The sequence below is a fragment of the Ancylobacter sp. genome, from assembly GCF_965249975.1.
Taxonomy (GTDB): Bacteria; Pseudomonadota; Alphaproteobacteria; order Rhizobiales; family Xanthobacteraceae; genus Ancylobacter.
Genome location: NZ_CBDFNE010000018.1, coordinates 800,819 through 824,278 on the forward strand (window position 1 = coordinate 800,819; position 23,460 = coordinate 824,278).

The following is a 23,460-nucleotide window of genomic DNA, read 5'->3' on the forward strand; positions in this document are numbered from 1 at the left end:
GGCGCCGACGGCCACCAGGGTGATCACGACCACGGCGATCGAGTGCTTCATCGTCCAATTATGCAGCGTCACGGCGTTTCCCCCACGAATTATCGTCCAGAAGTGGCCTCTCCAGCCGGCGGCGTCAACATCATGTCAGTTGAACAGCGTCAGCGAAGCCTTTAGGAAGGCGCCCCTTCCGGCGGGAGCCTTCCAATGAGTTTTTGCGGCCTCGACTTCGGCACGTCCAACACCACTCTCGCCTTCTGGCGCGACGGCGCCCCGGTGCTGGCGGCGCTGGAGGCGGACAAGACCACCGTGCCGAGCGCCGTGTTCTATGACCGGCAGGGCCACCTCACCATCGGCCGCGCGGCCATGGCCTGCTATGTCGGGGGCGAGGACGGGCGGCTGATGCGCTCGCTCAAGGCGGTGCTGGGCAGCGCGCTGATCGAGGAAAAGACCCAGATCGGCAAGCGCGCCATCGGCTTCCGCGACGTGATCGCCGATTATCTCCGGGCGGTGAAGGCGCGGGCCGAAGCGGATGCCGGCATGGCGCTCAGCCGCGTCGTGCTCGGCCGGCCGGTGTTCTTCGTCGATGAGGACGCGGCCGCCAATGCCAAGGCAGAAGACACGCTGCGCGCCATCGCGGCGGAGATCGGCTTTGCTGACGTGTCGACCCAGTTCGAGCCCATCGCCGCCGCGCTCGACTATGAACAGCAGACGCGCGCGGAAGAAATCGCGCTGATCGCCGACATTGGTGGCGGCACCTCGGATTTCTCCATCGTCCGGCTCGGCCCCGCCCGCCGGGCGCGGGCGGACCGCAGCGGCGACATTCTCGCCAATGACGGCGTGCGCATCGGTGGCACTGATTTCGACCGTACGCTCAGCCTCGGCACGCTGATGCCGCTGCTCGGCTTCCGCAGCCCGATGAAGCGCCCCGGCCGCGACGTGCCGAGCGGCTATTTTCACGAGCTGGCGACCTGGTCGAGCATCAACCGGCTCTACACACAGAAGACCCTGCGCGAGCTCAACGAGGTGCGGCGCGAAGCGGCCGAGCCGCATCGGGTGGAGCGGCTGATCCGGGTGATCGAGGAGCAGCGCGGCCATACGCTCGCCATGGAGGCGGAAGCCGCCAAGATCGCGCTGGCCGAGGAAGCGGAGGCGCGGGTCGATCTCGGCTGGCTGGAAGCGGGCCTTTCCGTCGGGCTGACGCCGGCGGAACTTGTCGCCCACACGCAGGGCCTCGCCGAGCGCATCGCCCGACGCGTCGGCCTCTGCCTCGAACAGGCGGGGCTGGGCGCGGGCGACATCGATGCGCTGTTCCTCACCGGCGGCTCGACGCGGCTTGCCCATGTGCGTGCCGCCATCCGGGCCGCCGTGCCGCAGGCGCGGGTGGTGGAAGGTGACACGTTCGGCTCGGTCGGCACCGGCCTCGCCATCGAGGCCGCCCGACGCTACGGCTCGCTCAGCCGTGGCGCAGATGGAACGATTTCGGCCGCGTGAGCATCTCGAAGCCGATGCGCGAGAGCGAGGCCCCGCGCCCGGTGTCCTTCACCCCGGTCCAGGCGAGGCCGGGGTCGAGATAGTCGCAGCGGTTCATGAACACGGTGCCGGTCTCGATCTCGCCGCCCAGCCGCTCGGCGGCGGCCAGGTCCTTTGTCCAGACCGAGGCGGTGAGCCCGTAAATGCTGTCATTCATCAGCGCCAGCGCCTCTTCGTCGCCGCGCACCTTCATGATGCCGACCACCGGGCCGAAGCTCTCCTCGCGCATGACCGACATGGTGTGGTCGACGCCGGTGAGCACCTGCGGGGCGAGATAGGGCGTGCCCTCCTTGTCCGCCGGGAAGCCGGCGGCGTCGATATGGGCCGTCGCACCCTTGTCCACCGCCTCGCGGATCTGGCCGCGAATGAGGTCGGCGAAGCGCTTCTGCGCCATCGGGCCCAGCGTCGTCGCCTCGTCCAGCGGGTTGCCCAGCACATAGCGCGAGGTCAGGTCAACGAAGCCGTCGACGAAACGGTCATAGAGGCTCTCATGCACATAGATGCGCTCGATGCCGCAGCAGCACTGGCCGGAATTGTAGAAGGCGCCGTCGACCAGATTGCCCACGGCGAAGTCGAGATCGGCGTCGGCGCGCACATAGGCGGGGTCCTTGCCGCCAAGTTCCAGCCCCAGCGGGGTGAACGTACCCGCCGCCGCCCGCTCGATGGCGCGCCCGCCTTCCACCGAGCCGGTGAAATTGACGAAGTCGACCGCGCCCGAACCGATCAGCCGCGAGGTTTGGTCGTGAGTCAGCACGAGATTGGCGAACAGCCCCGCCGGAAGGCCGGCGCGGTCCATCGCCGCCTGAAACCGCTCCCCGACGAGAATGGTCTGCGCGGCATGCTTGAGCAGCACCGCATTGCCGGCGATCAGCGCCGGGGCGATGGTGTTCACCGCGGTGAGATAGGGGTAGTTCCACGGCGCAACGACGAGGACGAGGCCGAGCGGGTCGCGCTTGATGTAGCGGGTGAAGCCGGGGCGGGCGTCGTGCGGAATGACCGGGGCCAGCGCCTCCTCCGCCATGTCGACGACATAGCGCACCCGCTCCTCGAAGCCGCCGAACTCGCCGCCATAGCGCACCGGCCGGCCCATCTGCTGGGCGAGTTCGGGCACGATTTCCTGGCTCATCGCCAGCATGGCATCGAGGAAGCGCAGCACATGGGTAGCGCGCTCCGCGATAGGAACCTGCCGCCACTCCCGCTGGGCCACACGCGCGTCGGCCACCGCCCGCGCGATCGCCGCCTCCGAGGCCGCCGGGCGGCGCGCCAGTTCCGAGCCGTCGATCGGCGAAATACAGACAATATCGCTCATACCACACCTGCACCGGTTTCACGGAGGGGTCCCCGCGCGGGAGGGGAAGATATAAGATACCATTGCCGCGTACAGCCCCGGCACTGCGGGAGCTGATCACGGGTTGCAGGCGCGACGAATCTCACTTAATCCGGCCTAATTCATAGTGAGCGGCCCTATGCTACCGTCGCGCCGTGATGGGAATGGGTCAGGGTACAGATGACCGCCTCAACCTCTCCTCGTGACCATGGTCGGTATGCCGCGATGAAGCCGAACAAGTCGAGCGTATCGCCGCTGGGGCCCCGCATCGCCGCGCGGGCGGAGCCGAGCGAGCATGAATCCATGTTCGAACTGGCCCCCATCTCGCTGTGGCTGGAGGATTTCAGCGCGGTGCGTGCGCTGTTCGACCGCTGGCGGGCGGAGGGGGTGACCTCGCTGCGCGAACATCTGCGGGGCCATCCCGAACGGGTCGCGGAATGCTCGGCGCGCATCGAGGTGCTCAAGGTCAACCAGCGCACGCTGAGCCTGTTCGAGGCCAGCAGCCTGTCGCATCTCGTCGCCAATCTCGACAAGGTGTTTCGCGACGACATGCTCGTCACCCATATCGAGGAGCTTTCCCAGCTCTGGGACGGACACACCAGCTTCTCCAGCCAGGCGGTGAACTACACGCTGGGCGGCCAGCGCCTCGATATCCAGCTCAAGGGCACGGTGCTTCCCGGCTATGAGGAAAGCTTGGGGCGCATTCTGCTCTCGGCCGAGGATGTGACGGCGCGCGAGACCGCCCGCCGCCAGGCCGCCAATGCCGAACGCTACGCCACCGGCCTGTTCCAGCACTCGCCGGTGTCGCTGTGGGTGGAGGATTTCTCCACCATCAAGCAGCTGATGGACGACCTGCGCGCACGCGGCATCGAGGATTTCCGAGTGTTCACCGATGTGCACCCGGAATTCGTCGAGCGCTGCCTCAGCGAGATCCGCGTGATCGAGGTGAACCGGCACACGCTGGACATGTTCGGCGCCTCCAGCACCGCTGAGCTTGTCGAAAACACCGCCGAGATTTTCCGCGACGACACGCACCGGCATTTCCGCGAACAGCTGATCGAGCTCTGGAACGGCCGGCTGTTCCACACCCGCGAGGTGGTAAACTACACGCTCTCCGGCGAGACGCTGCATGTGCATCTGCAGTTCTCGGTGCTGCCGGGGCACGAGGACGATTGGTCGCTGGTGCAGGTGGCGCTGACCGACATCACCGCCCGCAAGAAGGCCGAGGCCTATCTCGAATATCTCGGCAAGCACGATGTGCTGACCAAGCTCTATAACCGCAGCTTCTATGTCGATGAGCTGAACCGGCTGGAGCGGCGGGGGCCGTTCCCGGTCACGCTCATCTCCATTCACCTCAACGGCCTGCGACGGGTGAACGAGCAGCTCGGCCAGGCGGCCGGCGACATGCTGCTGCGCCGCGCCGGCGAGATCATCGCCAAGGCGGTGGACCCGCAGCATTGCGCCGCCCGCATTGCCGGCAATGAATTCGCCGTGCTGCTGCCGGGCACCGATACGGAAGTGGGTAATGCGGTGATGGAGAACATCCGCGAGCTGGCCGTGCTGAACAACCAGTTCTATTCCGCCACCACGCTCAGCCTGTCGCTCGGCCTCGCCACCAGCGCGCCCGGCGAAAGGCTGGAAGCCGTGGTGCGCCGGGCCGAAGCCGCCCGCGAGGCCGATCGGCAGCCTTCCGATCTCGGCCTCTGACGCCGCTGCGGCGCGTGCGGCCAGACATGGCTCAGGCGCCGCCGCGCACGGTCAGGTCTTCCAGTTCGGCGAGATGGACGAAGCACAGCTTGTTGCCCTCGGGGTCGCGGCCATAGGCGCCGTAATAATCGGGCGCGTAATTCGGCCGCAGGCCCGGCGCGCCTTCGTCGATCCCGCCATGGTCGACCAGCGCGCGCCACGCGGCATCCACCGCCGCCGGCGAGGGGGCGGCGAAGCTGACCTGGGTGCCGTTGCCCCAGCTGGCGGGAAGTCCGTTGAACGGCAACTGGACAAAGAATTGCGGCCAGCGCCGCCCCGGCATCACCCACATGGAGCCGGCCGGGCCACCATCGGAGGGCTCGTCCACCCGCACCAGACCGAGCGGCAGCAGCACGGCGTCATAAAACGCGGTCAGCCGGTCGAGATCGCGGGCGCCAAGAATGATGTGGCTGAACATGGGGTCTCCTTGATCCTACGCATGGCACCGCCCGGCCGGCGGGCGATGGTTGTCCCTAGGCCCGTTTCGCGCAAGCCGTCATTGCCGTTTCCTCGTGCGCGAGAGGGTCGACACCGGCGCGAATGCGCAGTAAACCGGGGCCGAGAATTACATCAGCTTCCAGTTTGTTCGGAAGTTTTCACTTGTATGGATTGTAAATGAGCAATCTCCACACCGAGCGCGTGCTGTCGGTCCACCACTGGACCGACAATCTGTTCACCTTCACCACAACGCGCGACCCGGCGCTGCGGTTCAAGAACGGCCAGTTCGTGATGATCGGCCTTCAGGTCGAGGGCAAGCCGCTCCTGCGCGCCTATTCCATCGCCAGCGCGAATTACGAGGAAACGCTGGAGTTCTTCTCCATCAAGGTCGCGAATGGCCCGCTGACCTCGCGCCTGCAGCATCTGAAGGTCGGCGACGAGGTGATCGTGGGGCGCAAGCCGACCGGCACGCTGCTGGTGGACTATCTCGTGCCCGGCCGCCGGCTTTATCTGCTCTCCACCGGCACCGGCCTCGCCCCTTTCATGAGCCTCATCAAGGACCCGGAGACCTATGAGGCCTATGAAAAGGTGATCCTTGTGCACGGCGTGCGCACGGTGGGTGAGCTCGCCTATCAGGATTTCATCGAGAACGAGCTGCCGGACAATGAGTTTTTCGGCGAGCTGGTGCGCGAGAAGCTGGTCTATTACCCCACGGTGACGCGCGAGCCCTATCGCAACCAGGGCCGCATCACCGATCTCATCACCTCGGGCAAGCTGTTCACCGATCTCGACCTGCCCCCGCTCGACAAGGAAGACGACCGCGTGATGCTGTGCGGCAGCCCGCAGCTGCTCGACGACATGCGCGTGATCCTGAAGGAGAAGGGCTTCGAGGAAGGCTCGACCACGGAGCCGGGCGACTTCGTGATCGAGAAGGCCTTCGTCGAGAAGTAAGGGCCTGAAACAAGGGCCGGCGGCCGCACCGGCCGCCGCGCCTCAGCGCACCCGACGGTCCGCGTCCCAGCGGTCACGGTCGGCGCGCGCCGCCTCTTCCGGCGACAGCACGCGGTATTCCGCCTCGATGATCTCGGGGCCGGACGTGCCCGTCGCGCGCCGACGCCCGCCGAACAGGCGGTAGGCGAGGCCGGCGATGACGATGATGGGAAAGACCACGAGGAACACGCTGGCCGCCACAAGGGCCAGAGCCGTGCCGAGCGCCAGCGCGACGGCGACGACGAGCGCCACCTGCCACCAGCTCACTTTTCGGACGGTGAAACGCACGCGATCGAACGGGTCGGTCGAGCTCATCCTTTAGGTCTTTCCTCCTGGCGCGGTCTCCCCGCATCTCGGCGATATGGGGAGCCGGCGCGCGGCATGCCAGCGCCGTCCGTGTAATTTCGATGACACGGAAGCGCGATCGCCCTTCAATGACGTTCGCCGGCCCGGACCGGCGCAACGGGGAACATGATGCTACGCGACGCAGTGGAAGACGACCTCTCCGGCATCCTCGCCATCTATAATCATGCCGTGCTGAACTCGACCGCCATCTGGAACGACACGCCCGCCGATCTTGCCGCGCGCCGCGCCTGGCTGCGCGACCGGCAGGGGCGCGGCTATCCCGTCATCGTCGCGGTGGAGAGCGACGAGGTGCTGGGCTATGCCAGCTTCGGCGATTTCCGCCCTTTCGAAGGCTTCCGCATCAGCGTCGAGCACTCGGTCTATGTCGCCGAGGCCGCGCGCGGGCGCGGGCTCGGGCGGGCGCTGGTGGAAGCGCTGTTCGCCCCGGCGCGTGCGCTCGGCAAGAAGGTGATGATCGGCGGCATCACCGGCGGAAACGAGGCGTCCCTCGCCCTGCACGCCCGGCTCGGCTTCGTCGAGACCGGCCGCATGCCCGGCATCGGCACCAAGTTCGGCCGGCGGCTGGATCTCGTCTTCGTGCAGAAGGAGCTGTGACGCGCGACCAATGCCGCGGACCCACGCCGTCATCCCGGACGGCCGCAAGGCCGATCCGGGATGACGGGAGGCAGGTGATCAGTAGCGGTAATGGTCCGGCTTGAAGGGGCCTTCCACCGGCACGCCGATATAGTCGGCCTGCTCGGGGCGCAGCTTGGTCAGCTTCGCGCCCAGCTTTTCCAGATGCAGCGCCGCCACCTTCTCGTCGAGCACCTTCGGCAGGGTGTAGACCTTCTTGTCGTACTTCCCGACATTCGCCCAGAGTTCGATCTGCGCCAGCGTCTGGTTGGAGAAGGACGACGACATCACGAAGGAGGGATGGCCCATCGCATTGCCGAGATTCACCAGCCGGCCTTCCGAGAGCAGGATGATGCGGTTGCCGGCGGGGAACTCGATCTCGTCCACCTGCGGCTTGATGTTCGTCCACTTGAAGTTCTTCAGGCCGGCGACCTGAATCTCATTGTCGAAATGGCCGATATTGCAGACGATGGCCCGGTCCTTCATCTGCCGCATATGGTCGACGGTGATGATGTCCTTGTTGCCCGTCGCGGTGACATAGATATCGGCGCGGGAGAAGGCGTCCTCGATGGTCGCCACCTCATAGCCCTCCATCGACGCCTGCAGGGCGCAGATCGGATCAACTTCCGAGACGATGACGCGCGCGCCGGCCTGGCGCAGCGAGGCGGCCGAGCCCTTGCCGACATCGCCGAAGCCGGCGACGAAGGCGACCTTGCCGGCCAGCATCACATCGGTGCCGCGGCGGATGGCGTCAACCAGCGATTCACGGCAGCCATAGAGATTGTCGAACTTCGACTTGGTGACGCTGTCATTGACGTTGATCGCCGGGAACAGCAGCTTGCCCTGCTCGGCCAGCTTGTACAGGCGGTGAACGCCCGTGGTGGTTTCTTCCGACACGCCCTTGATCGAGGCCGCGACTTCGGCGAACCAGCCCTTCGGCTTCTCCGCCAGCAGCTTCTTGATCAGGGCGAAGAAGATCTCTTCCTCTTCCGAACCCGGCTGGTCGAGGAAGGCCGTGTCGCCCTGCTCGGCGCGCAGGCCGTAATGCACCAGCATGGTGGCGTCGCCGCCATCGTCGAGAATCAGGTTCGGAACGCCGCCGCCGTGCCAGTCGAACAGCTTGGCGGTGAAGTCCCAGTACTCGGTCAGCGTCTCGCCCTTGAAGGCGAAGACCGGCGTGCCGCCGGCGGCGATGGCGGCGGCGGCGTGGTCCTGGGTGGAGAAGATGTTGCAGGAGACCCAGCGCACATCCGCGCCGAGCGCCTTCAGCGTCTCGATCAGCACCGCCGTCTGGATGGTCATGTGCAGCGAGCCGGCGATGCGCGCGCCCTTGAGCGGCTGCGCCGGGCCATATTCGGCGCGGATGGCCATGAGGCCGGGCATTTCGGTTTCGGCGAGGTCGATTTCCTTGCGGCCGAAATCAGCGAGGCCGATGTCCCTAACGATGTAGTCGGTGGCGATGGCCATGAAAGTCTTCCTGACGGGTGTGACGGGTTCGGCACGCGGTTTAGCAGCTACAGCCTGACACAGCAATAACGACATAAAGATGTCTTTATGTCGCGTGCCCAACCCGGAGCTCGAGGCGGTTTTACCGGCACGCCGAGGCCAGCGCCATGCGAGACGCTTCCAGTCCGGAGCCAATTGCGGGATGTGCGGCCAGATGACGTGCGGGCGCCAGCGCTCCGCCGCCGCCTACTCGTCCTCGCCGAACCGCTCGGCGATGAGGCGGGTGAGGGCGTCCAGCACGGCCTGGGCTTCCCGGCCGGAGGCAGCGACCTCGATGGTGGTGCCGGGCGCGGCGGCCAGCATCATAAGGCCCATGATGGACGTGCCGCCCACCGTCTCGCCGCAACGCGTGACGCGCACATCGGCGTCGAAGCGCTCCACGGTCTGCACGAATTTGGCGGAGGCGCGGGCGTGCAGGCCGCGCTTGTTGACGATGGGCAATTCGCGGGTAAGGACGACCGAGGTGTCCATCATTTGCCCGCGAGCACCCTGCTGGCGATGTTGATGTATTTGCGGCCGGCATCCTGTGCCTGCACCACCGCCTCTTCCATCGGCACCTCGCCCCGCACCGTGGCAAGCTTGACCAGCATGGGCAGGTTGATGCCCGCGACCACCTCGATATCCGGGGAGGTCATGACAGAGATGGCGAGGTTGGAGGGCGTGCCGCCGAACATGTCGGTGAGGATCACCACACCGCCGCCGGTGTTGACCGTCGCCACCGCGTCGACAATGTCCTGCCGCCGCCGCTCGATGTCATCATCCGGCTCGATAGTGATCGCTTCGATCTGGGATTGCTTCCCCATCACATGTTCGAGCGCGGCGCGGAATTCGCTGGCAAGGCGTCCGTGCGTTACGAGTACGAGACCTATCATCTTGCTCCGCCGCACGCCGGTCCGGCGCGACTGCAATGCTTACTGCCGGAGGCACCCCGATAGGATCGCCCGCCGCCCCCTTTGCGGGGCGCACATCATCGTTGCGCTGCACATGAATGGCAAGTACCGCTGGGGAAAATCCGCACGGCCCCGCATCCGCTTAAAATTACCGTTGACGGTGTGCTAATCGGGTACCGGCGCGGTGAGCAGCAGCGCCAGCACCTGCTGCACCCCATCGCCGCCGGCAAACAGCGGCAGGCGCTCGATTTCCACCCCCTCGATCACCACCCGCCGCGCCACCGGTTCCGGCAGGCGGGCCGCATCGGCGGCGCCGAGATCGACCACGAGGTCGACCCTCGCCTCCCCCGCAAATGGCAGACGCCGCAGCCCGACCCCGCGTACCTCGATCAGCCCGGCAAGCGCGTGCGGTGCGGCGGCGAACAGCGTGCTCCCGCGTCGCGTCAGAAGCACACGGTCATCCGCCACCAGTTCCACCGGCGGCACCAGTCCGCCACGCCCGGCAAGGATGAGCGCGAAGGCGAGGCGCGACTTGCCCGCCCCCGACGCTCCCCGGATCAGCACGCCCCGATCCCCGACCCGCACGCAGGACGCGTGCACCGTGGGTTGAAGGGCGTCCGCCGCGCCGTCCGCCGCTGCCATGGCGCGCCTCAATTGGCCGGCAGGCGGACGATGAAGCGGGCGCCGCCAAAGGGCTTCGGGGCGGGCGGCACCGTCTCGTCCGTCCCGTGCGCCTCCTCCGTAACCACCGCCTTGGCCTTGGCACGCGAAGCACGCGGCTTCTTCGGCGCCGGCTCGGGCGGGCGCGCCTCCGCCGGACGGTTTTCCGCCCAGATGCGGCCGCCATGCGCCTCGACGATCTGGCGCGAGATCGACAGGCCGAGGCCGGAATTCTGGCCGAAGCCCTGCTCCTCCGGCCGGTCGGTATAGAAGCGCTCGAAAATCCGGCTCAGCGCATGCGGCGGAATGCCCGGCCCGTCATCGTCGACGAGGATCTCCACCGTGTCGCGGTGGCGCCGGCAGGTCACGCGCACCTCCCCGCCCTTGGCGGAGAAGGAGCGGGCATTGTCGATCAGATTGTTGATCACCTGGCCCAGCCGCGAATCATGGCCGGAAATGACATAGGCCGCCCCCGTGCCCGGCGGCGGCTCGAAGGCAAGGCTCACCCGCACGCCGTCGCCGCGCACCACGTCATTCTGCACGCCCGTGACGGTGTTGAGCAGGCGCACCAGGTCCACCGGCTCGGATTCCTGCCGCTGCAATTCGGCATCAAGGCGCGAGGCGTCGGAAATATCGGTGATCAGCCGATCGAGCCGCTTCACATCGTGCTGGATCACTTCCAGCAGCCGGCCGCGCGAATTGTCGGACTTCGCCAGCGGCAGCGTCTCCACCGCCGAACGCAGCGAGGTGAGCGGGTTCTTCAGTTCATGCGAGACATCGGCGGCGAAGCTCTCGATCGCCTCGATGCGCGAATAGAGCGCGTCCGTCATGTCGCGCAGCGCGCCGGAGAGATGGCCGATCTCGTCGGAGCGGCTGGTGAAATCGGGAATCTCCACCCGCGAGCGTGTGCGCCGGCGCACGCGCTCGGCGGCGTCGGCGAGCTTGCGCACCGGGCCGGCAATGGTGCTGGCGAGCAGCAGCGACAGCACGACCATGACCGCCATGGCGACGAGGAACACCCGCACGATGACAAGTCGCTCGGCCGCCACCGCCTCGTCGATCTCGCCGCCCTGGGTGGAGAGCAGCAGCGCGCCGAGAATGGCGCGGAAGCGCTGCACCGGCACGGCGACCGAGACGATCACCTGGCCGCGCTCATTCACCTGCACCGCGCTCGCCTTCTTGCCCTGCAGTGCCTCCATCACCGCTGGGTAGCCCTTGCCATTGTTCGGGCCCAACTCGCGATAGAGCGGCAGGTCGCCGCGCTCGAACCAGAACTTCATGCTGTTCCAGCCGCGCTCCATCCAGTTCGGCTTGGGCGTGGTGGGGGCGGGCATATCGAAGCGCAGGATTTCGCCGCGCGCATAGAGCGAGCGGGAATCCACCAGCAGGGCGCCGTCGCGGTCATAGATGCGCGCGCGCGTGCCGGTGGGCTCGACCAGGCGCTTCAGCACCGGGGCGATGCGCTCGGGATTGATCGGGAATTCCAGTGGGGCGAAGCCCTCCTCGCCCGGGCCATAGCTCTCGCCCGCCTTCAGCTCCAGCAGCCGGTCGGGGTCGATGGTGATGGCGTTGGTTTCCACCTGCGCCGAGGCGGCGATGGCGCTGGCGATGATCTCACCCTGCACCAGCAGGCTCTGCACCCGCGCGTCGATGAGCCCGGCACGGAACTCGGAGAGGTAGAGAATGCCCGACACCAGCACGCACATGCCGGCGAGGTTGAGCAGCACGATCCGGCGGGTGAGGCTGGAAAAGCTCTTGAAGGCGACGAAGTTGCGCGCCCGGCGCAAGGCGCCGAGAAGCCCCGCCCGCTCGGCAGAGCGCGAGGCGTCCCCCATGTCCCCGTCCTCGGCCGCCGCCGGGGCGGCGCCGTTCCGGGTCAGTTCCGGATCGAGCAAGGGCTCGCTACTCCTTGAAGCGATAGCCGACGCCGTACAGCGTCTCGATCATCTCGAAATTGTCGTCCGCCACCTTGAACTTCTTGCGCAGCCGCTTGATGTGGCTGTCGATGGTGCGGTCGTCGACATAGACCTGATCGTCATAGGCCGCATCCATCAGCGCGTTGCGGCTCTTCACCACGCCGGGGCGGGTGGCCAGCGCCTGCAGGATGAGGAACTCGGTGACGGTGAGGGTGACGTTCTCGCCCTTCCAGGTGCAGGTGTGGCGCTCCGGGTCCATGCGCAGCAGGCCGCGCTCCAGCACCTTGGCGCTGTCGGTCTCGCGCGGCAGGGCGCCGTCCTTGGGCGCGAAGCGGCGCAGCACCGCCTTCACCCGCTCCACCAGCAGGCGCTGGGAGAACGGCTTCTTGATGAAGTCGTCGGCGCCCATCTTGAGGCCGAACAATTCGTCGATCTCGTCATCCTTGGAGGTGAGGAAGATCACCGGCATGTCGCTCTTCTGGCGCAGGCGGCGCAGCAGCTCCATGCCGTCCATGCGCGGCATCTTGATATCGAAGATGGCGAGGTCGGGCGGGTTGGTCTTGAAGCCGTCCAGGGCGGTGGCGCCGTCAGTGTACGTCTGGATACGATAGCCCTCCGACTCTAGGGCGATGGATACGGAGGTAAGAATGTTGCGATCGTCGTCGACGAGAGCGATGGTCGGCATCTGCGCACTTTCCTGTTCGGCGGCGGTACACGAAGCGGTGAACCCCGCCGGCGTGGCCACAATGTGACACGCAAACTGATTCAACGGAAATTAGCGCGTTTCGTGCCCGCCCGCCAATCCACACCGCCGGGTTGACGGCGGGCGCCGCCGCGCACACCTCTTGAGACCCGACAGGCGGAGCTTTCCCATGCCAGCGACCTCGACCACGCCCGACACCTTCGACGCGGCCCGCGCCGTCAAGCGGCTCGTCCGCGAGAGCCAGACGGGGGCGCTCGCCACGCTCGATGCCGATGGCGCGCCCTATGCCTCGCTGGTGCAACTCGCCACCTTGCCGGATGGCGCGCCGCTGCTGCTGCTTTCCCAGCTGGCCCGCCATACGGTCAATCTGCAGCGCGATTCCCGCGTCTCGCTGCTGGTCGACGAGCACCGCACCGGCGACGAGCTGCAGGGCGCCCGCGCCGGGCTGAAGGGGCGCATCGCGGCGCTGACCGAGCCGGAGGCCATCGCCAGCGCGCGCCGGCGCTATCTCGCCCGCCATCCGGACGCGGCGGGCTTTGCCGGCTTCAGCGACTTCGCCTTCTACCGGCTGGAGGTGGAGAGCGCCCATCTCGTCGCCGGCTTCGGCCGCATCAAGGATGTGGACGGGGCGGCGCTCGTCACCCGCATCGATGACGCCGCCGGCGTGCTGGCGGCCGAGGAGGGCGCGGTGGCACATATGAATGCCGATCATGCCGACGCCATCCAGCTCTACGCGCTCCATCTCATCGGCACCGGCCCCGGGCACTGGAAGCTGGTCGGGCTGGACCCCGAGGGCTGCGACCTGATGGACGGCACCCAGGTACGCCGGCTCGACTTCGGCCAGCGCGTGACCAATGCGCAGGAAATGCGCGCCGCGCTGGTCGAGCGTGCCAACGCCGCGCGCGCTTCGGCGGTTCAGTGATACCTTGAAAGGCGCATAATCCCCGGTTTGGCCACATAATCGACCCGGAATTTCGCGCAAAACGCCCCTTTGGCCTCCCATGGTCCCGCCTCCTGTCATGCGTAGGAGGAGCCGACCGTGAAGCGAACCGGCACGCAGAGCGACCATTCCGGCCTTGAGGGGCTCGATCCCGCCGGCACCGGGCGGGTGTTCTGGAATCTGGGCAGCGCCTGCCTGTGCGAGCGGGCCGTGGCGCGCGGCGAGGTGCGGCTGTCTCATACCGGCGCGCTGGTCGTCACCACCGGCCCGGCCGAGCAGCCCCTCGCGATTGCCCGCGTCAATGACGCGACGGAGGGCGGGGAGCCGGCCGGCGCGACGGACGATGCGACGCTCTCCCGCGCGCAGTTCGAGGCGCTGAAGGCCGACCTGCTCGCCTATGTCGCCCGCCGCACCCTGTTCGGTCAGGATGTCAGCGTGGAGGCTGGCCCCGCCGGCGGCATCGCGGTGCGGATCCTGTCGGATCAGGCCTGGCACGCCCTGGTCGCCCGTCATCTCCTGCGCCCGCGCGCGACGGCGGCGGACGCAGACGCGCCGCGCCTCACCGTGCTGTGCGCGCCGGGCTTCCGCCCCACGCCGGAGACCCATGGCGTCCCGGCCGAGGGCGTACTCGCGCTGGACCTCGCCAACGGCCTTGCGCTCATCGCCGGCACCGGCCGCAGCGAGACGCTGCGCGCGGCGCTCGCCGATCTCCTCGCCGAACCGCTGCTGGCGGCCGGTGTGCTGCCGCTCGAAGGCGCGGTCCGCACCGGGGCGGACGGCGCGATCTCCCTGCTGCTCGGCGCCTTGGGCAACGGCCCGCTGGCGCAGGGTGCTGCAGAGGACGATGACGCGACGCGACGCATCGACGGCGCCCTCGGCTGGGGCGATGACGGGCTCATCGCCCTGGAAGCCGGCAGCTATGCGCAGCCGGCGGACCTTGCCCGGACGCCGGACGCGGCCCGCTTCGGCACCGTCTTGGAGAATGTGCCGCTCGACCCGGCGAGCCGGGTGCCGGGCCTTGACGCGACGGGCACCGGCGCACGGATCATCCTCCCCACCACCACCGCGCACGCGCAACCTCTCGGCGCGCCGGAGCATCTGTTCCTGCTGGTGCAGGATGAAGAGGGCGTCCTGCCCGCCCTCGCCCGGCTAAGCCCCGCGCAGACGCTTGGTGCTTTCCGTGAGTCCACCGGCCTTGCCGCGCCGCACCTCGCACGCCTGCACGCGCTGCTGGAGCGCCACGCGCCGGTCTGCTGGCTGGTGAATACGGGCCGGATCGGCGATGGCGGCGAGCGCCGCGTGCCGCTGGAGATCAGCCGGCGGCTCGTCGCCGCGGCGCAGACGGGTGAGTTGGCGTCGGGCGCGTGGCGCACGGACCGGGAGCTCGGCCTCGACGTGCCCGCCGCTGTGGAGGGCATCGACCCCGCATTGCTCGATCCCGGCAAGGGATGGGCGAACCGTGGCGATTATCTCGCCGCCGCCCGCCGCTGGAGGCAGCGCCTCACCGCCCCGCTTGCCGAAAGCGAGACCGCTTCCAGCACGGACGCGACGCCGGGAATGGCGGTGGCGGCGGAGTAGCGCCGCCGCCCGGCGTCAGAGGAAATACAGCCAGGTGAGCAGCGCGAAGCAGGGCAGCAGAAACACGCCCGACCACGCCATGTAGCCGAAGAAGCTCGGCATGGCGACGCCGCGCCCCTTGGCAATGGCCAGCACCATGAAATTGGGGGCGTTGCCGATATAGGTCAGCGCCCCCATGAACACGGCGCCGGCCGAGATCGCCTCCAGCGTCACCGGAAAGCGCGTCATCAGCTCCTGCGCGTCGCCCCCGGCGAGGTTGAAGAAGACGAGATAGGTCGGCGCGTTGTCGAGGAAGCCGGAGAGCAGGCCGGTCATCCAGAAATAGCCGGCATTCACCGGCCCGCCGGCCGCGTCCGTCACCAGGGCCACCAGCGGGGAAAGCGCGCCATTCGCACCGGCCTTAAGGATAGCGATGACCGGGATGATGGTGAGGAAGATCGCGGCAAACAGCTTCGCCACTTCGCGGATCGGCTCCCAGTCGAAGCCGTTGCGCTCGCGGATGAAGGCCGGCGTGATGGCGATGGAAATCCCCGCCAGCACCAAAAGGCTCAGATCGCGGGCGATGGAGGGAAGCGGCACATGGGTGCCGAGAATGTTAAACTCGATGCCCGGCTTCCACAGCGCGCTCATCAGGATGGCGCCGATGACACCGGCGAGCAGCGGCAGGTTGCGCAGGCCCCGCAGGCCAAGCCGCTCCGTGTCCGGCGTGGGATCGGGCTTTGGCGGCAGTTTCTCCTCGCGGGCATAAAAATAGCGGTCGAGCAGATAGAACGCCCCAAGCAGCAGCGCCGCCACCAGCGCCGTGTCGTGAAACAGGTGCTGGGTGGTCCAGAAGAAATCGACACCCTTGAGGAAGCCGAGAAACAGCGGCGGGTCGCCGAGCGGGGTCAGCGAGCCGCCGATGTTCGAGACGAGGAAAATGAAGAACACCACGGTGTGGACGTTATGGCGGCGGTCGTCATTGGCGCGCAGCAGCGGGCGGATCAGCACCATGGAGGCGCCGGTGGTGCCGATCAGGCTCGCCAGCACCGTGCCGATGGCAAGCAGCGCCGTGTTCACCCCCGGGCTGCCGTGCAGATTGCCGGTGAGCAGGATGCCGCCGGAAATGGTGAACAGTGCGAACAGCAGGATGATGAAGGGGATGTATTCCAGCAGCGCCGCATGCGCCACCTCATAAGTGGCAAGCCCGGCGCCATGGGTGGCGACGAAGGGCACCAGGAAGGCCAGCGCCCAGAACAGCGCCACCTTGCCGTAATGATGGTGCCAGAACGCGCCCGCGACCAGCGGGATGATGGCGATGGACAGCAGCATGCCGACAAAGGGCAGGCCCCAGAGCAGCGGCAGGCTCGCCCCGTCAATGCCCATGCCCTCGGCAGCCTGGGCAGGGCCACCCATCGCCAGCAGGGCGGGAGCACAGGACGCGGCAAGGCATGCAAGGGCGCGGGCGGCGGCTTTCGTCGTCGTCATCTTCTTCCCCGGTCGGCTGGCGTCGCTGGGGTCGGGGTTAGCAACCCCCTCGCCGGGTGTCGAGCAAAACCGAAGGACCTACCTATATAACGGGCTCCGACAACGCACCCGCGCCGGACCCCAACCGCCCCTTTGCGGCCCGCGCCCGCCTGCGCTAGAGCATTTTTGCGCGAAGCGGTTTCCGGTTCGCGTAAAGAAACTGCGTTCAGACAATAGGCTAGTGCCCTTGCGGGCTCTAGACAAAGCCGGCCGGCCCCCCCCGACCGGCGATGAGGATGCCATGCCCCGCGCCGTCGCCGGCCCCGAGATCGAACGCCTGATCCAGCTGCTTGCCCGCGTGCCGGGCCTCGGGCCGCGTTCCGCCCGCCGCGCGGCGCTGCACCTGATCAAGAAGCGCGAACAGCTGATGAGCCCGCTCGCCAGCGCCTTTGGCGAAGTGCTGGGCAAGATCTGCACCTGCCGCGTCTGCGGCACTATCGATGTGCGCGACCCCTGCTCGATCTGCTGCGACGACACCCGCGACCCGACGCTGCTGGTGGTGGTCGCCGATGTCGCCGACCTCTGGGCGCTGGAGCGCGCCGCGGCGCTGAATGCCCGCTACCATGTGCTCGGCGGCACGCTCTCCCCGCTCGACGGCATCGGCCCGGAGGAGCTCAACCTCGCCACGCTGGTGGCGCGGGTGCAGGGCGGCGCGGTGAGCGAGGTGCTGCTGGCGCTCGGCGCCACGGTCGACGGGCAGACCACCGCCCATTACATCACCGAGCTTCTGCGCGAGACGCCGGTGAAGGTCACCCGCCTTGCCCATGGCGTGCCGGTGGGCGGCGAGCTCGATTATCTCGACGAGGGCACGCTCTCGGCGGCGATCCGGGCGCGCACGAGCTCCTGAGGCGCCGCGCTCTCAACCCCTCGCCGCCGCCAGTTCGCGGAAATGGCCGCGCGCCTGCAGATAGGCGAGCAGCGCCAGCCCCGGCAGGGCGGCGAGCGCGGTGATGGCGAAGAACACCATCCACCCCGTCGCCTCGGCGACGAAGCCGGCGGAGGAGGCGAGGAAGGTCCGCCCCACCGCCGCCAGCGCGGTCAGCAGCGCGTATTGGGTCGCGGTATGGGCCCGGTTGCCGCACAGCGCCGAGATATAGGCGACGAAGATTACCGTGCCGATGGCGCCGGTGAAGTTCTCGACCACGATGGTCGCGGTCAGCGCCGGCACATTCACCCCCACCCAGGCCTGCCAGGAAAAGGCGAGGTTGGAGAGCATCTGCAACAGGCCCGCCACCCACAAAGCGGTGGCGAGCGGCAAAGCGCGGGCGATCACCCCGCCGGCGAAGCCGCCGAGCAGCGCCGCCGCGAAGCCCACGCCCTTCACCACCCCGGCATAGGTCGCCTTGTCGAAGCCGATATTGATGACGAACGCTCCGGTCAGCGCCCCGGCAAAGGCATCGCAGAACTTGAACAGCACCACGAACAGCAGGATGGCGACGGCGCTGTTGCGGGTGAGGAACTCGGCGAAGGCGCCCACCGCCGTCGCGCCGATGCGGCGGAAGACGTTTTCGTCATGCCGGATCGCCGGCGCCCCGGCCGGCTCCTTCGCCAGCAGCGCCGCCAGCAGGCCGACGCCGACCATGGCCGCCGCGGCGAGATAGCCCCACGCCCACACATCGGCGCGCGGCACGCCCAGCACCTCGAACCACGCCACCAGCAGCACCACGCCGGCGCCGGAGGCCAGCATGCCGACGCGGTAGGCGGCGACATAGCCGGCCATGCCGGCGGCCTGTTCGCGCACCTCCAGGCTTTCGACGCGGAAGGCATCGACCACGATGTCCTGCGTCGCCGAGGCGGTGGCGACCAGAAGCGCGCCCAGCGCGACATGCCAGGGTGCGTTCACCGGGTCCTGAAACCCCAGCCAGGCGACGGCGAGGATCAGCAGCAGCTGGGTGAACACCAGCCAGCCGCGCCGCCGTCCCAGCCAGCGCCCAAGCAGCGGCACATCCAGCGCATCGACCAGCGGCGCCCAGATGAACTTGAAATTATAGGGCACCCCGACCAGCGCGAAGAGGCCGATCGTGGTGAGGTTCACCTGTGCCTCAGCCATCCAGATGGTGAGCGTGGCGCCGGAAAGCGCCAGCGGCAGGCCGGAGGAAAAGCCCAGCAGCACCACGATGAGCACGCGCCGGCGCAGATAGACCGCGAGGCTGGCGAGAAAGCCGTCCTCGTCGCGGGCGGGTTCGGTACGGGCGGTGTCGGTCATGGTCAGCGGTCTCGATGGCGGGCGCGCCGGCGCGCGATTCGGGCTGCGTCCCGCCTATCTCTAAAGCGCTTTGGCGGCGGATTGAATCGCCAAGGCGATCCGCAGGCGCCGCGCCTCAGTGTGCGGCGTCGGCGCGGGTCTTGGCGGACATATCCACCAGTTCGCGCCAGCGCTGCTGCGAGGCGAGGTGGAGCACGATGAGATCAAGCCAGCCTTTGGCGTGAAACTCGACCACCGCGGCGGCGGGCAGCGCCCGGAACGCCGCTTCGTCGACCAGCTGAAAGCCCTGCACCACGGCCCGGCCGGCATCGGCATAATTGACCTGCGCGGTGCGCGGCACCAGCAGGCGCTTGTCCTTCAGCGCCTGGACGAAGGCCAGGGTGCGGGCGTGTTCGGTGGCATAGGCCTCGCAAAGCGCCATCGCCGACTGGGCGGCCCGGGTGGCCGCGCCCCTGAGGTCGAACAGCATGTCGGCCTCCTTCTCGCCCTCGTCCGCCAGCCGGTCGCTAGCGAGGTCGACGCCGAGCATGGTGGACCCGTCATTCTCGGCAGTGATGCCGATGAAGGGGTAGCGTCGGACATAGCCGGGAATGTAGCTGCCGGCGCGCCAGCGCCCGTCCGCCTCGACGAACAGATTCTGCTCGGCGGCAACGCCCGTCACCGCCAGCGGCATCGCGCCCTCGTCGCTGGCGAAGACGATGGGATAGTCGCGCCCGGCCGCCGCGAATTCGCCGGCCACCAGCGGAAGCGACGTCGCGCCGGCCGCGAAGCGGAAATCCACCGCGCGCCGGAGGCTGAGCCGTGCATGGTTCTGGAAGCGCAGCAGCGTCGGCTGCCGGTAGAACAGGGGCAGCGGGGCCGCAGCGGCGGCACTCGTCTTGCGGGCCTTGGGCGCTTTTGAGGGCGTTTTCGTCATGGCAGGACCTTTCGCGAAGCGGAGCGAGGGACGGCCCTGTCAGACGGGTGCGTCCGGCGACGCCAGACACCTCCCGGCCTTCGGCGAGAGGGGCCGTGTCGACCCGCCGGAATTACCCGATCGGCCGGGGCGCGACAACCATTCTTACCTCCGCACCTACCTCCGCACGACCGCGCGCTACCGCGCCAGCACCGTGTCAGGCCGGCGGTGCGGCCGAGCCCTTGCGCGGCGGCTCCTCCGGCATCGGGATCACGTCCACCTCGACCTTGAGCTTCTGCCGCCCCGAGCCGAACACCACGCCGCCAATGGGGGCGACATCGGTGTAGTCCCGCCCCACCGCCAGCACGACGTGATCGGTGGCGACGGTGAGCGCGTTGGTCGGGTCGAGTCCCTGCCAGCCGATCGCGTCCCCGCACCACACTGCCACCCAGGCATGGGTGGCGTCGGCGCCCTGCAGCCGCTCCTTGCCGGGCGGCGGCTCGGTGCGCAGGAAGCCGGAAACATAGGCCGCCGGCAGGCCGAGCCCGCGCAGGCCGGCGATCATGATATGGGCGAAGTCCTGGCACACCCCGGCCCGCATCTCGAACGCCTCCAGCGGCGGGGTCGAGACATCGGTGGCGCGCGGGTCATAGGTGAACTCCGCATGGATGCGGTTCATCACCTCGATGCAGGCGGCGAGCATCGGCCGGTCCGGCGGGAAGCTTGCGGCCACCCATTCGGTGATCGCCGGGCTCAGCGGCACGGCCGGGCTGGGAAACAGGAAATGCGCTGGCGAGCGGCCGGAGAGATCAAGGCTCGCATTCGCCGCCGCGCGCGTCTCCTCCCAGGAGGGCCCGGAATCGGCCGCGATGTCGGGCGGCGCGTCCACCTCCACCCGCGCCCGCGTCTTGACGACGAAACTGCGATGCGGCGTCTCGATGCGGATATGCACCACCTTGTTGCCGAAGAAATCGCGGGTCTCGGTCCATTCCGCCGGCTCGGGCTCGACGGCGAAATGGCTGGCGACGACGCGCTGGTTCGGCCGCTCCACCGGCACCATCCGCACCACATGGCGCGCCACCGGCACGGAGGAGGCATAGGAATAGGTGGTGGCCTGGTGGATGTCGTATTTCATGCCTGGAGGTCCCATGGCGTTTCCACCGGCTGGCGGTGGATGAAATAGCGCTCCGCCACGTCGTTGGAGAGCTCCATCAGCTGGGCCTCGACCTTGGCGAGGCGTGCATCGTCGAACTCCACCGCGTCGAATGCCTTCATGCTTGCGGACAGCCGGGCGACAAGGCGCTCCTCCGGCGGGGGCAGCGCGTCGCCGGCATGACCGGGCAGCACGTCGAGATGGTCGCTGATGGCGGCGATCTGGAAGGCGAGCGAGCGCGGGTTCACCGGGTCCAGCAGCACGAGATCGAGCACGGGCGCGCGGCTTTCCACCATCACATAGCGCGAGCGATAGGTGATCTGGCTGTCGCACAGCTCCAGCAGCACGTCGAGCGTGCTGGCGCTCGGCGTCTCGCCCACCAGCGCGCGGGCGAAGCGGCAGACGGCGATGCCGCGTTCGATGCGGCGGCCGAGATCGAGGAAGCGCCAGCCGGCGAGCCGGTTCATGTTCTCCGAGGCAAGGCCGGAAAAGGCGGCGAGCGCGCGCAGCGCCCGGTCGGCGCGCTCATAGGCGTCCGGCTCGGCGCTGCCCGGCGGCACCGGCTCGTCCAGGGTCAGGCCGAGATCGGCCAAAGTGCGCCAGGCATCGGGGGAGAGCCGGTCGCGGATCACCGAGGCGGTGTGGCGGGCGCTGTCGATGAGATTGGGAAGGGCGCCCGGCCGCTCGCGCCCGGCCAGCGCCGCCAGCACATGGCGGATCGGGCGCGCGCGCGTCAGCTCGTCCGGCACCGCCCCCCAGGATTGCAGCAGGTCGAGCAGCGCGGGCACCGAACCGCCACCGCCATCGGCGGTGGAGGAGAGCCGCCCGGCCAGCGTGCGCAGCAGGCGCAGCGTGCATTCGGCGCGCTCGACATAGCGCCCGAGCCAGAAGAAATTATCGGCCGCACGGCTCGGCAGCGGCCCGGTCTGGCGCTTCACCTCCACCGTGTCGGGCGCCGGCAGCAGCGTGGTCTGTTCCACCGGCGCGGCGTCCAGCACCCACACATCGGCCGAACGGCCACCACCCTGCATCGACACGGCGCGGGAATCGAGCGTGTCGGAGACGCGGCAGAAGCCGCCGGGCATCACGGTCCAGCCGTTCTCGGTGGCGGCGACGAAGATGCGCAGGATGAAGGGGCGCGGCTCCAGCCGGCCATTGCTCCACACCGGCATGGTGGAAAGGCGCACCGCCTCCTGCCCGACAATGTCGATGCCGCGGGTGCGGATGGCGCGTTCCACCGCCGCGCGCTGGGCGGGATCGAGATCGGCGCCGATCACCGGCCCGTTCTCCAGCGCCCCCGGCACCGGCCGGCGGAAGGCGGGCGAGATGACGAGATCGTCGAGGCTGTCGAGCACCCTTTCGCGCTCGGCCGGCTGGCCGCACCACCAGGTCGCGATATTGGGCAGGATCGGCGCCTCGCCCAGCACCTGCTGGCCGAGACGCGGCAGGAAGCCCATCATCGCTGGCGCCTCCACCACGCCGGCGCCGAGCGCGTTCGCCACCGCCACGCCGCCGGCGCGGATCGCCTGCATCAGCCCGGGCACGCCGAGATGGGATGAGGGGTTGAGCTCCAGCGGGTCGGCGTAATCGGCGTCGAGGCGGCGCAGCAGCACGTCCACCCGCTTCAGCCCGGCCACGGTGCGGACATAGACCACATTGTCGCGAACGGTGAGGTCGTCGCCTTCCAGCAGCACGAAGCCGAGATAGCGGGCGAGATAGGCGTGCTCGAAATAGGTCTCATTCAGCGGACCGGGGGTGAGCAGCCCCACCCGCCCCTCGCCGGAACGGTCGAGCTTGGTCAGCCCGGCACGCAGCCCCTGGAAATAGCCGGCCAGCCGCATGACGTTGAGCGAGCGGGCGAGGTCCGGCAGCGCGCGGGCGATGGCGATGCGGTTCTCCAGCGCATAGCCCGCGCCCGAGGGCGACTGGGTGCGGTCGGAGAGCACCCACCAGCGCCCGTCCGGCCCCCGGCCGAGATCGGCGGCGTAGATCTTGAGGAAGCTGCCGCCATGTGGGTCGACCCCGACCATGGGGCGCAGGAAATCGGGATTGCCCGCCACCACCGCCGCCGGGAGTGCGCCCGCCCGCACCAGCTGGCCCTCGCCGTAGAGGTCGGACAGCAGCCCTTCCAGCATCTGCGCGCGCTGGATCAACCCGCGCTCCAGCGCGCGCCATTCCGCCGCGTCGATGACGAGCGGCAGATGCGAGATCGGCCAGGGCCGCTCGCCGCCATTGGGGTCGTCATAGACGCGGTAGAACACGCCCGAGCGGTAGAGATGCCGGTCGGCGGCGCGGAAGCGGCGATTGACCTCCTCCACGCCCATTTCGGCGAGGGCGGCCAGAAGCGAGGTCCAGTGCGCGCGCGGGCGCCCCTCGCCGTCCACGAGTTCATCGTGGACGCCGGGCAGCGGCTTGTACTGCGCCAGCAGCGCCTCAACGGCCGCTTCCTCGAAGCGGCGCGTGCGCGCCTGCGGCTCCGTGCGACTGGGCATGGCTCCCTCTCAGCC

General features: G+C 68.5%; 21 protein-coding genes. 7 read left to right on the forward strand and 14 right to left on the reverse strand.

Annotated features, from left to right (window positions below):
* Positions 1-195: 195 nt before the first annotated feature.
* Entirely contained in the window at positions 196-1,482 is a 1,287-nt protein-coding gene (locus ACP2AH_RS16655) for an Hsp70 family protein (RefSeq protein ID WP_425106815.1), read from the forward strand.
* Here ACP2AH_RS16655 and ACP2AH_RS16660 read toward each other — a convergent pair.
* A complete protein-coding gene (locus tag ACP2AH_RS16660) occupies positions 1,445-2,830 on the reverse strand; it encodes an aldehyde dehydrogenase family protein (protein WP_425106816.1) in 1,386 nt (461 codons plus the stop codon). The genes ACP2AH_RS16655 and ACP2AH_RS16660 overlap by 38 nt on opposite strands.
* A 243-nt stretch (positions 2,831-3,073) precedes the next feature.
* Here ACP2AH_RS16660 and ACP2AH_RS16665 point away from each other — a divergent pair, with 243 nt between their 5' ends.
* Entirely contained in the window at positions 3,074-4,555 is a 1,482-nt protein-coding gene (locus ACP2AH_RS16665; RefSeq protein ID WP_425106817.1) for a diguanylate cyclase domain-containing protein, read from the forward strand.
* 31 nt (positions 4,556-4,586) lie between these two features.
* On the opposite strand, the gene ACP2AH_RS16670 is transcribed toward ACP2AH_RS16665, so the two are convergent.
* On the reverse strand, positions 4,587-5,012 hold the full coding sequence (locus ACP2AH_RS16670; RefSeq protein ID WP_421698655.1) for a VOC family protein: 426 nt from the start codon (positions 5,010-5,012) through the stop codon (positions 4,587-4,589).
* Between the two features lie 197 nt (positions 5,013-5,209).
* On the opposite strand from ACP2AH_RS16670, the gene ACP2AH_RS16675 reads away from it, so the two are divergent.
* On the forward strand, positions 5,210-5,983 hold the full coding sequence (locus ACP2AH_RS16675; RefSeq protein WP_425106818.1) for a ferredoxin--NADP reductase: 774 nt from the start codon (positions 5,210-5,212) through the stop codon (positions 5,981-5,983).
* Between the two features lie 42 nt (positions 5,984-6,025).
* On the opposite strand, the gene ACP2AH_RS16680 is transcribed toward ACP2AH_RS16675, so the two are convergent.
* Positions 6,026-6,337, reverse strand: coding sequence for a hypothetical protein (locus ACP2AH_RS16680; RefSeq protein WP_425106819.1), 312 nt, complete (start codon positions 6,335-6,337; stop codon positions 6,026-6,028).
* Positions 6,338-6,496: 159 nt separating this feature from the next.
* Between ACP2AH_RS16680 and ACP2AH_RS16685 the strand changes: the two genes are divergently transcribed.
* Entirely contained in the window at positions 6,497-6,982 is a 486-nt protein-coding gene (locus ACP2AH_RS16685) for an N-acetyltransferase family protein (RefSeq protein ID WP_425106820.1), read from the forward strand.
* Positions 6,983-7,060: 78 nt separating this feature from the next.
* Here ACP2AH_RS16685 and ahcY read toward each other — a convergent pair whose 3' ends face one another.
* From ahcY to ACP2AH_RS16715, 6 genes are all read right to left on the reverse strand, one after another.
* Positions 7,061-8,467 carry an adenosylhomocysteinase gene (gene ahcY / locus ACP2AH_RS16690; protein WP_425106821.1) on the reverse strand — a complete coding sequence of 469 codons (1,407 nt, stop codon included), beginning with the start codon at positions 8,465-8,467 and terminating at the stop codon, positions 7,061-7,063.
* A 225-nt stretch (positions 8,468-8,692) separates the two neighbouring features.
* The gene (locus ACP2AH_RS16695) at positions 8,693-8,980 is read right to left on the reverse strand and encodes an HPr family phosphocarrier protein (protein ID WP_244379327.1); all 288 of its coding nucleotides are present in this window, start codon (positions 8,978-8,980) and stop codon (positions 8,693-8,695) included.
* On the reverse strand, positions 8,977-9,378 hold the full coding sequence (locus tag ACP2AH_RS16700; protein WP_244379328.1) for a PTS sugar transporter subunit IIA: 402 nt from the start codon (positions 9,376-9,378) through the stop codon (positions 8,977-8,979). The genes ACP2AH_RS16695 and ACP2AH_RS16700 overlap by 4 nt, the downstream gene beginning before the upstream one ends.
* Before the next feature lie 183 nt (positions 9,379-9,561).
* A complete protein-coding gene (locus ACP2AH_RS16705; RefSeq protein ID WP_425106822.1) occupies positions 9,562-10,038 on the reverse strand; it encodes an HPr kinase/phosphorylase in 477 nt (158 codons plus the stop codon).
* A gap of 8 nt (positions 10,039-10,046) precedes the next feature.
* Positions 10,047-11,951, reverse strand: a complete 1,905-nt coding sequence (locus ACP2AH_RS16710; protein WP_425106823.1) for a stimulus-sensing domain-containing protein — start codon at positions 11,949-11,951, stop codon at positions 10,047-10,049.
* Between the two features lie 7 nt (positions 11,952-11,958).
* The gene (locus ACP2AH_RS16715) at positions 11,959-12,657 is read right to left on the reverse strand and encodes a response regulator transcription factor (protein WP_421698664.1); all 699 of its coding nucleotides are present in this window, start codon (positions 12,655-12,657) and stop codon (positions 11,959-11,961) included.
* Positions 12,658-12,844: 187 nt separating this feature from the next.
* On the opposite strand from ACP2AH_RS16715, the gene ACP2AH_RS16720 reads away from it, so the two are divergent.
* Complete coding sequence (locus tag ACP2AH_RS16720; protein ID WP_425106824.1) at positions 12,845-13,597, forward strand: HugZ family protein; 753 nt, start codon at positions 12,845-12,847, stop codon at positions 13,595-13,597.
* Between the two features lie 117 nt (positions 13,598-13,714).
* Positions 13,715-15,193: a phosphoenolpyruvate carboxykinase (ATP) gene (locus ACP2AH_RS16725; protein ID WP_425106825.1), complete on the forward strand. Its 1,479-nt coding sequence runs from the start codon at positions 13,715-13,717 to the stop codon at positions 15,191-15,193.
* Positions 15,194-15,208: 15 nt separating this feature from the next.
* Here the strand turns inward: ACP2AH_RS16725 and ACP2AH_RS16730 are convergent, their stop codons facing one another.
* Entirely contained in the window at positions 15,209-16,660 is a 1,452-nt protein-coding gene (locus ACP2AH_RS16730; protein ID WP_425106826.1) for a sodium:proton antiporter, read from the reverse strand.
* A 280-nt stretch (positions 16,661-16,940) separates the two neighbouring features.
* Here ACP2AH_RS16730 and recR point away from each other — a divergent pair, with 280 nt between their 5' ends.
* Positions 16,941-17,546, forward strand: a complete 606-nt coding sequence (recR, locus tag ACP2AH_RS16735) for a recombination mediator RecR (protein WP_425106827.1) — start codon at positions 16,941-16,943, stop codon at positions 17,544-17,546.
* Positions 17,547-17,558: 12 nt separating this feature from the next.
* Here recR and ACP2AH_RS16740 read toward each other — a convergent pair whose 3' ends face one another.
* From ACP2AH_RS16740 to ACP2AH_RS16755, 4 genes are all read right to left on the reverse strand, one after another.
* Positions 17,559-18,905: an AmpG family muropeptide MFS transporter gene (locus ACP2AH_RS16740; RefSeq protein ID WP_421698669.1), complete on the reverse strand. Its 1,347-nt coding sequence runs from the start codon at positions 18,903-18,905 to the stop codon at positions 17,559-17,561.
* 115 nt (positions 18,906-19,020) lie between these two features.
* Positions 19,021-19,821 carry a SapC family protein gene (locus tag ACP2AH_RS16745; protein ID WP_425106828.1) on the reverse strand — a complete coding sequence of 267 codons (801 nt, stop codon included), beginning with the start codon at positions 19,819-19,821 and terminating at the stop codon, positions 19,021-19,023.
* 196 nt (positions 19,822-20,017) lie between these two features.
* Complete coding sequence (locus ACP2AH_RS16750) at positions 20,018-20,935, reverse strand: transglutaminase family protein (RefSeq protein WP_425106829.1); 918 nt, start codon at positions 20,933-20,935, stop codon at positions 20,018-20,020.
* Positions 20,932-23,445: a circularly permuted type 2 ATP-grasp protein gene (locus ACP2AH_RS16755; RefSeq protein WP_425106830.1), complete on the reverse strand. Its 2,514-nt coding sequence runs from the start codon at positions 23,443-23,445 to the stop codon at positions 20,932-20,934. Before ACP2AH_RS16755 ends, ACP2AH_RS16750 begins: the two co-directional genes overlap by 4 nt.
* Between the last annotated feature and the right edge of the window lie 15 nt (positions 23,446-23,460).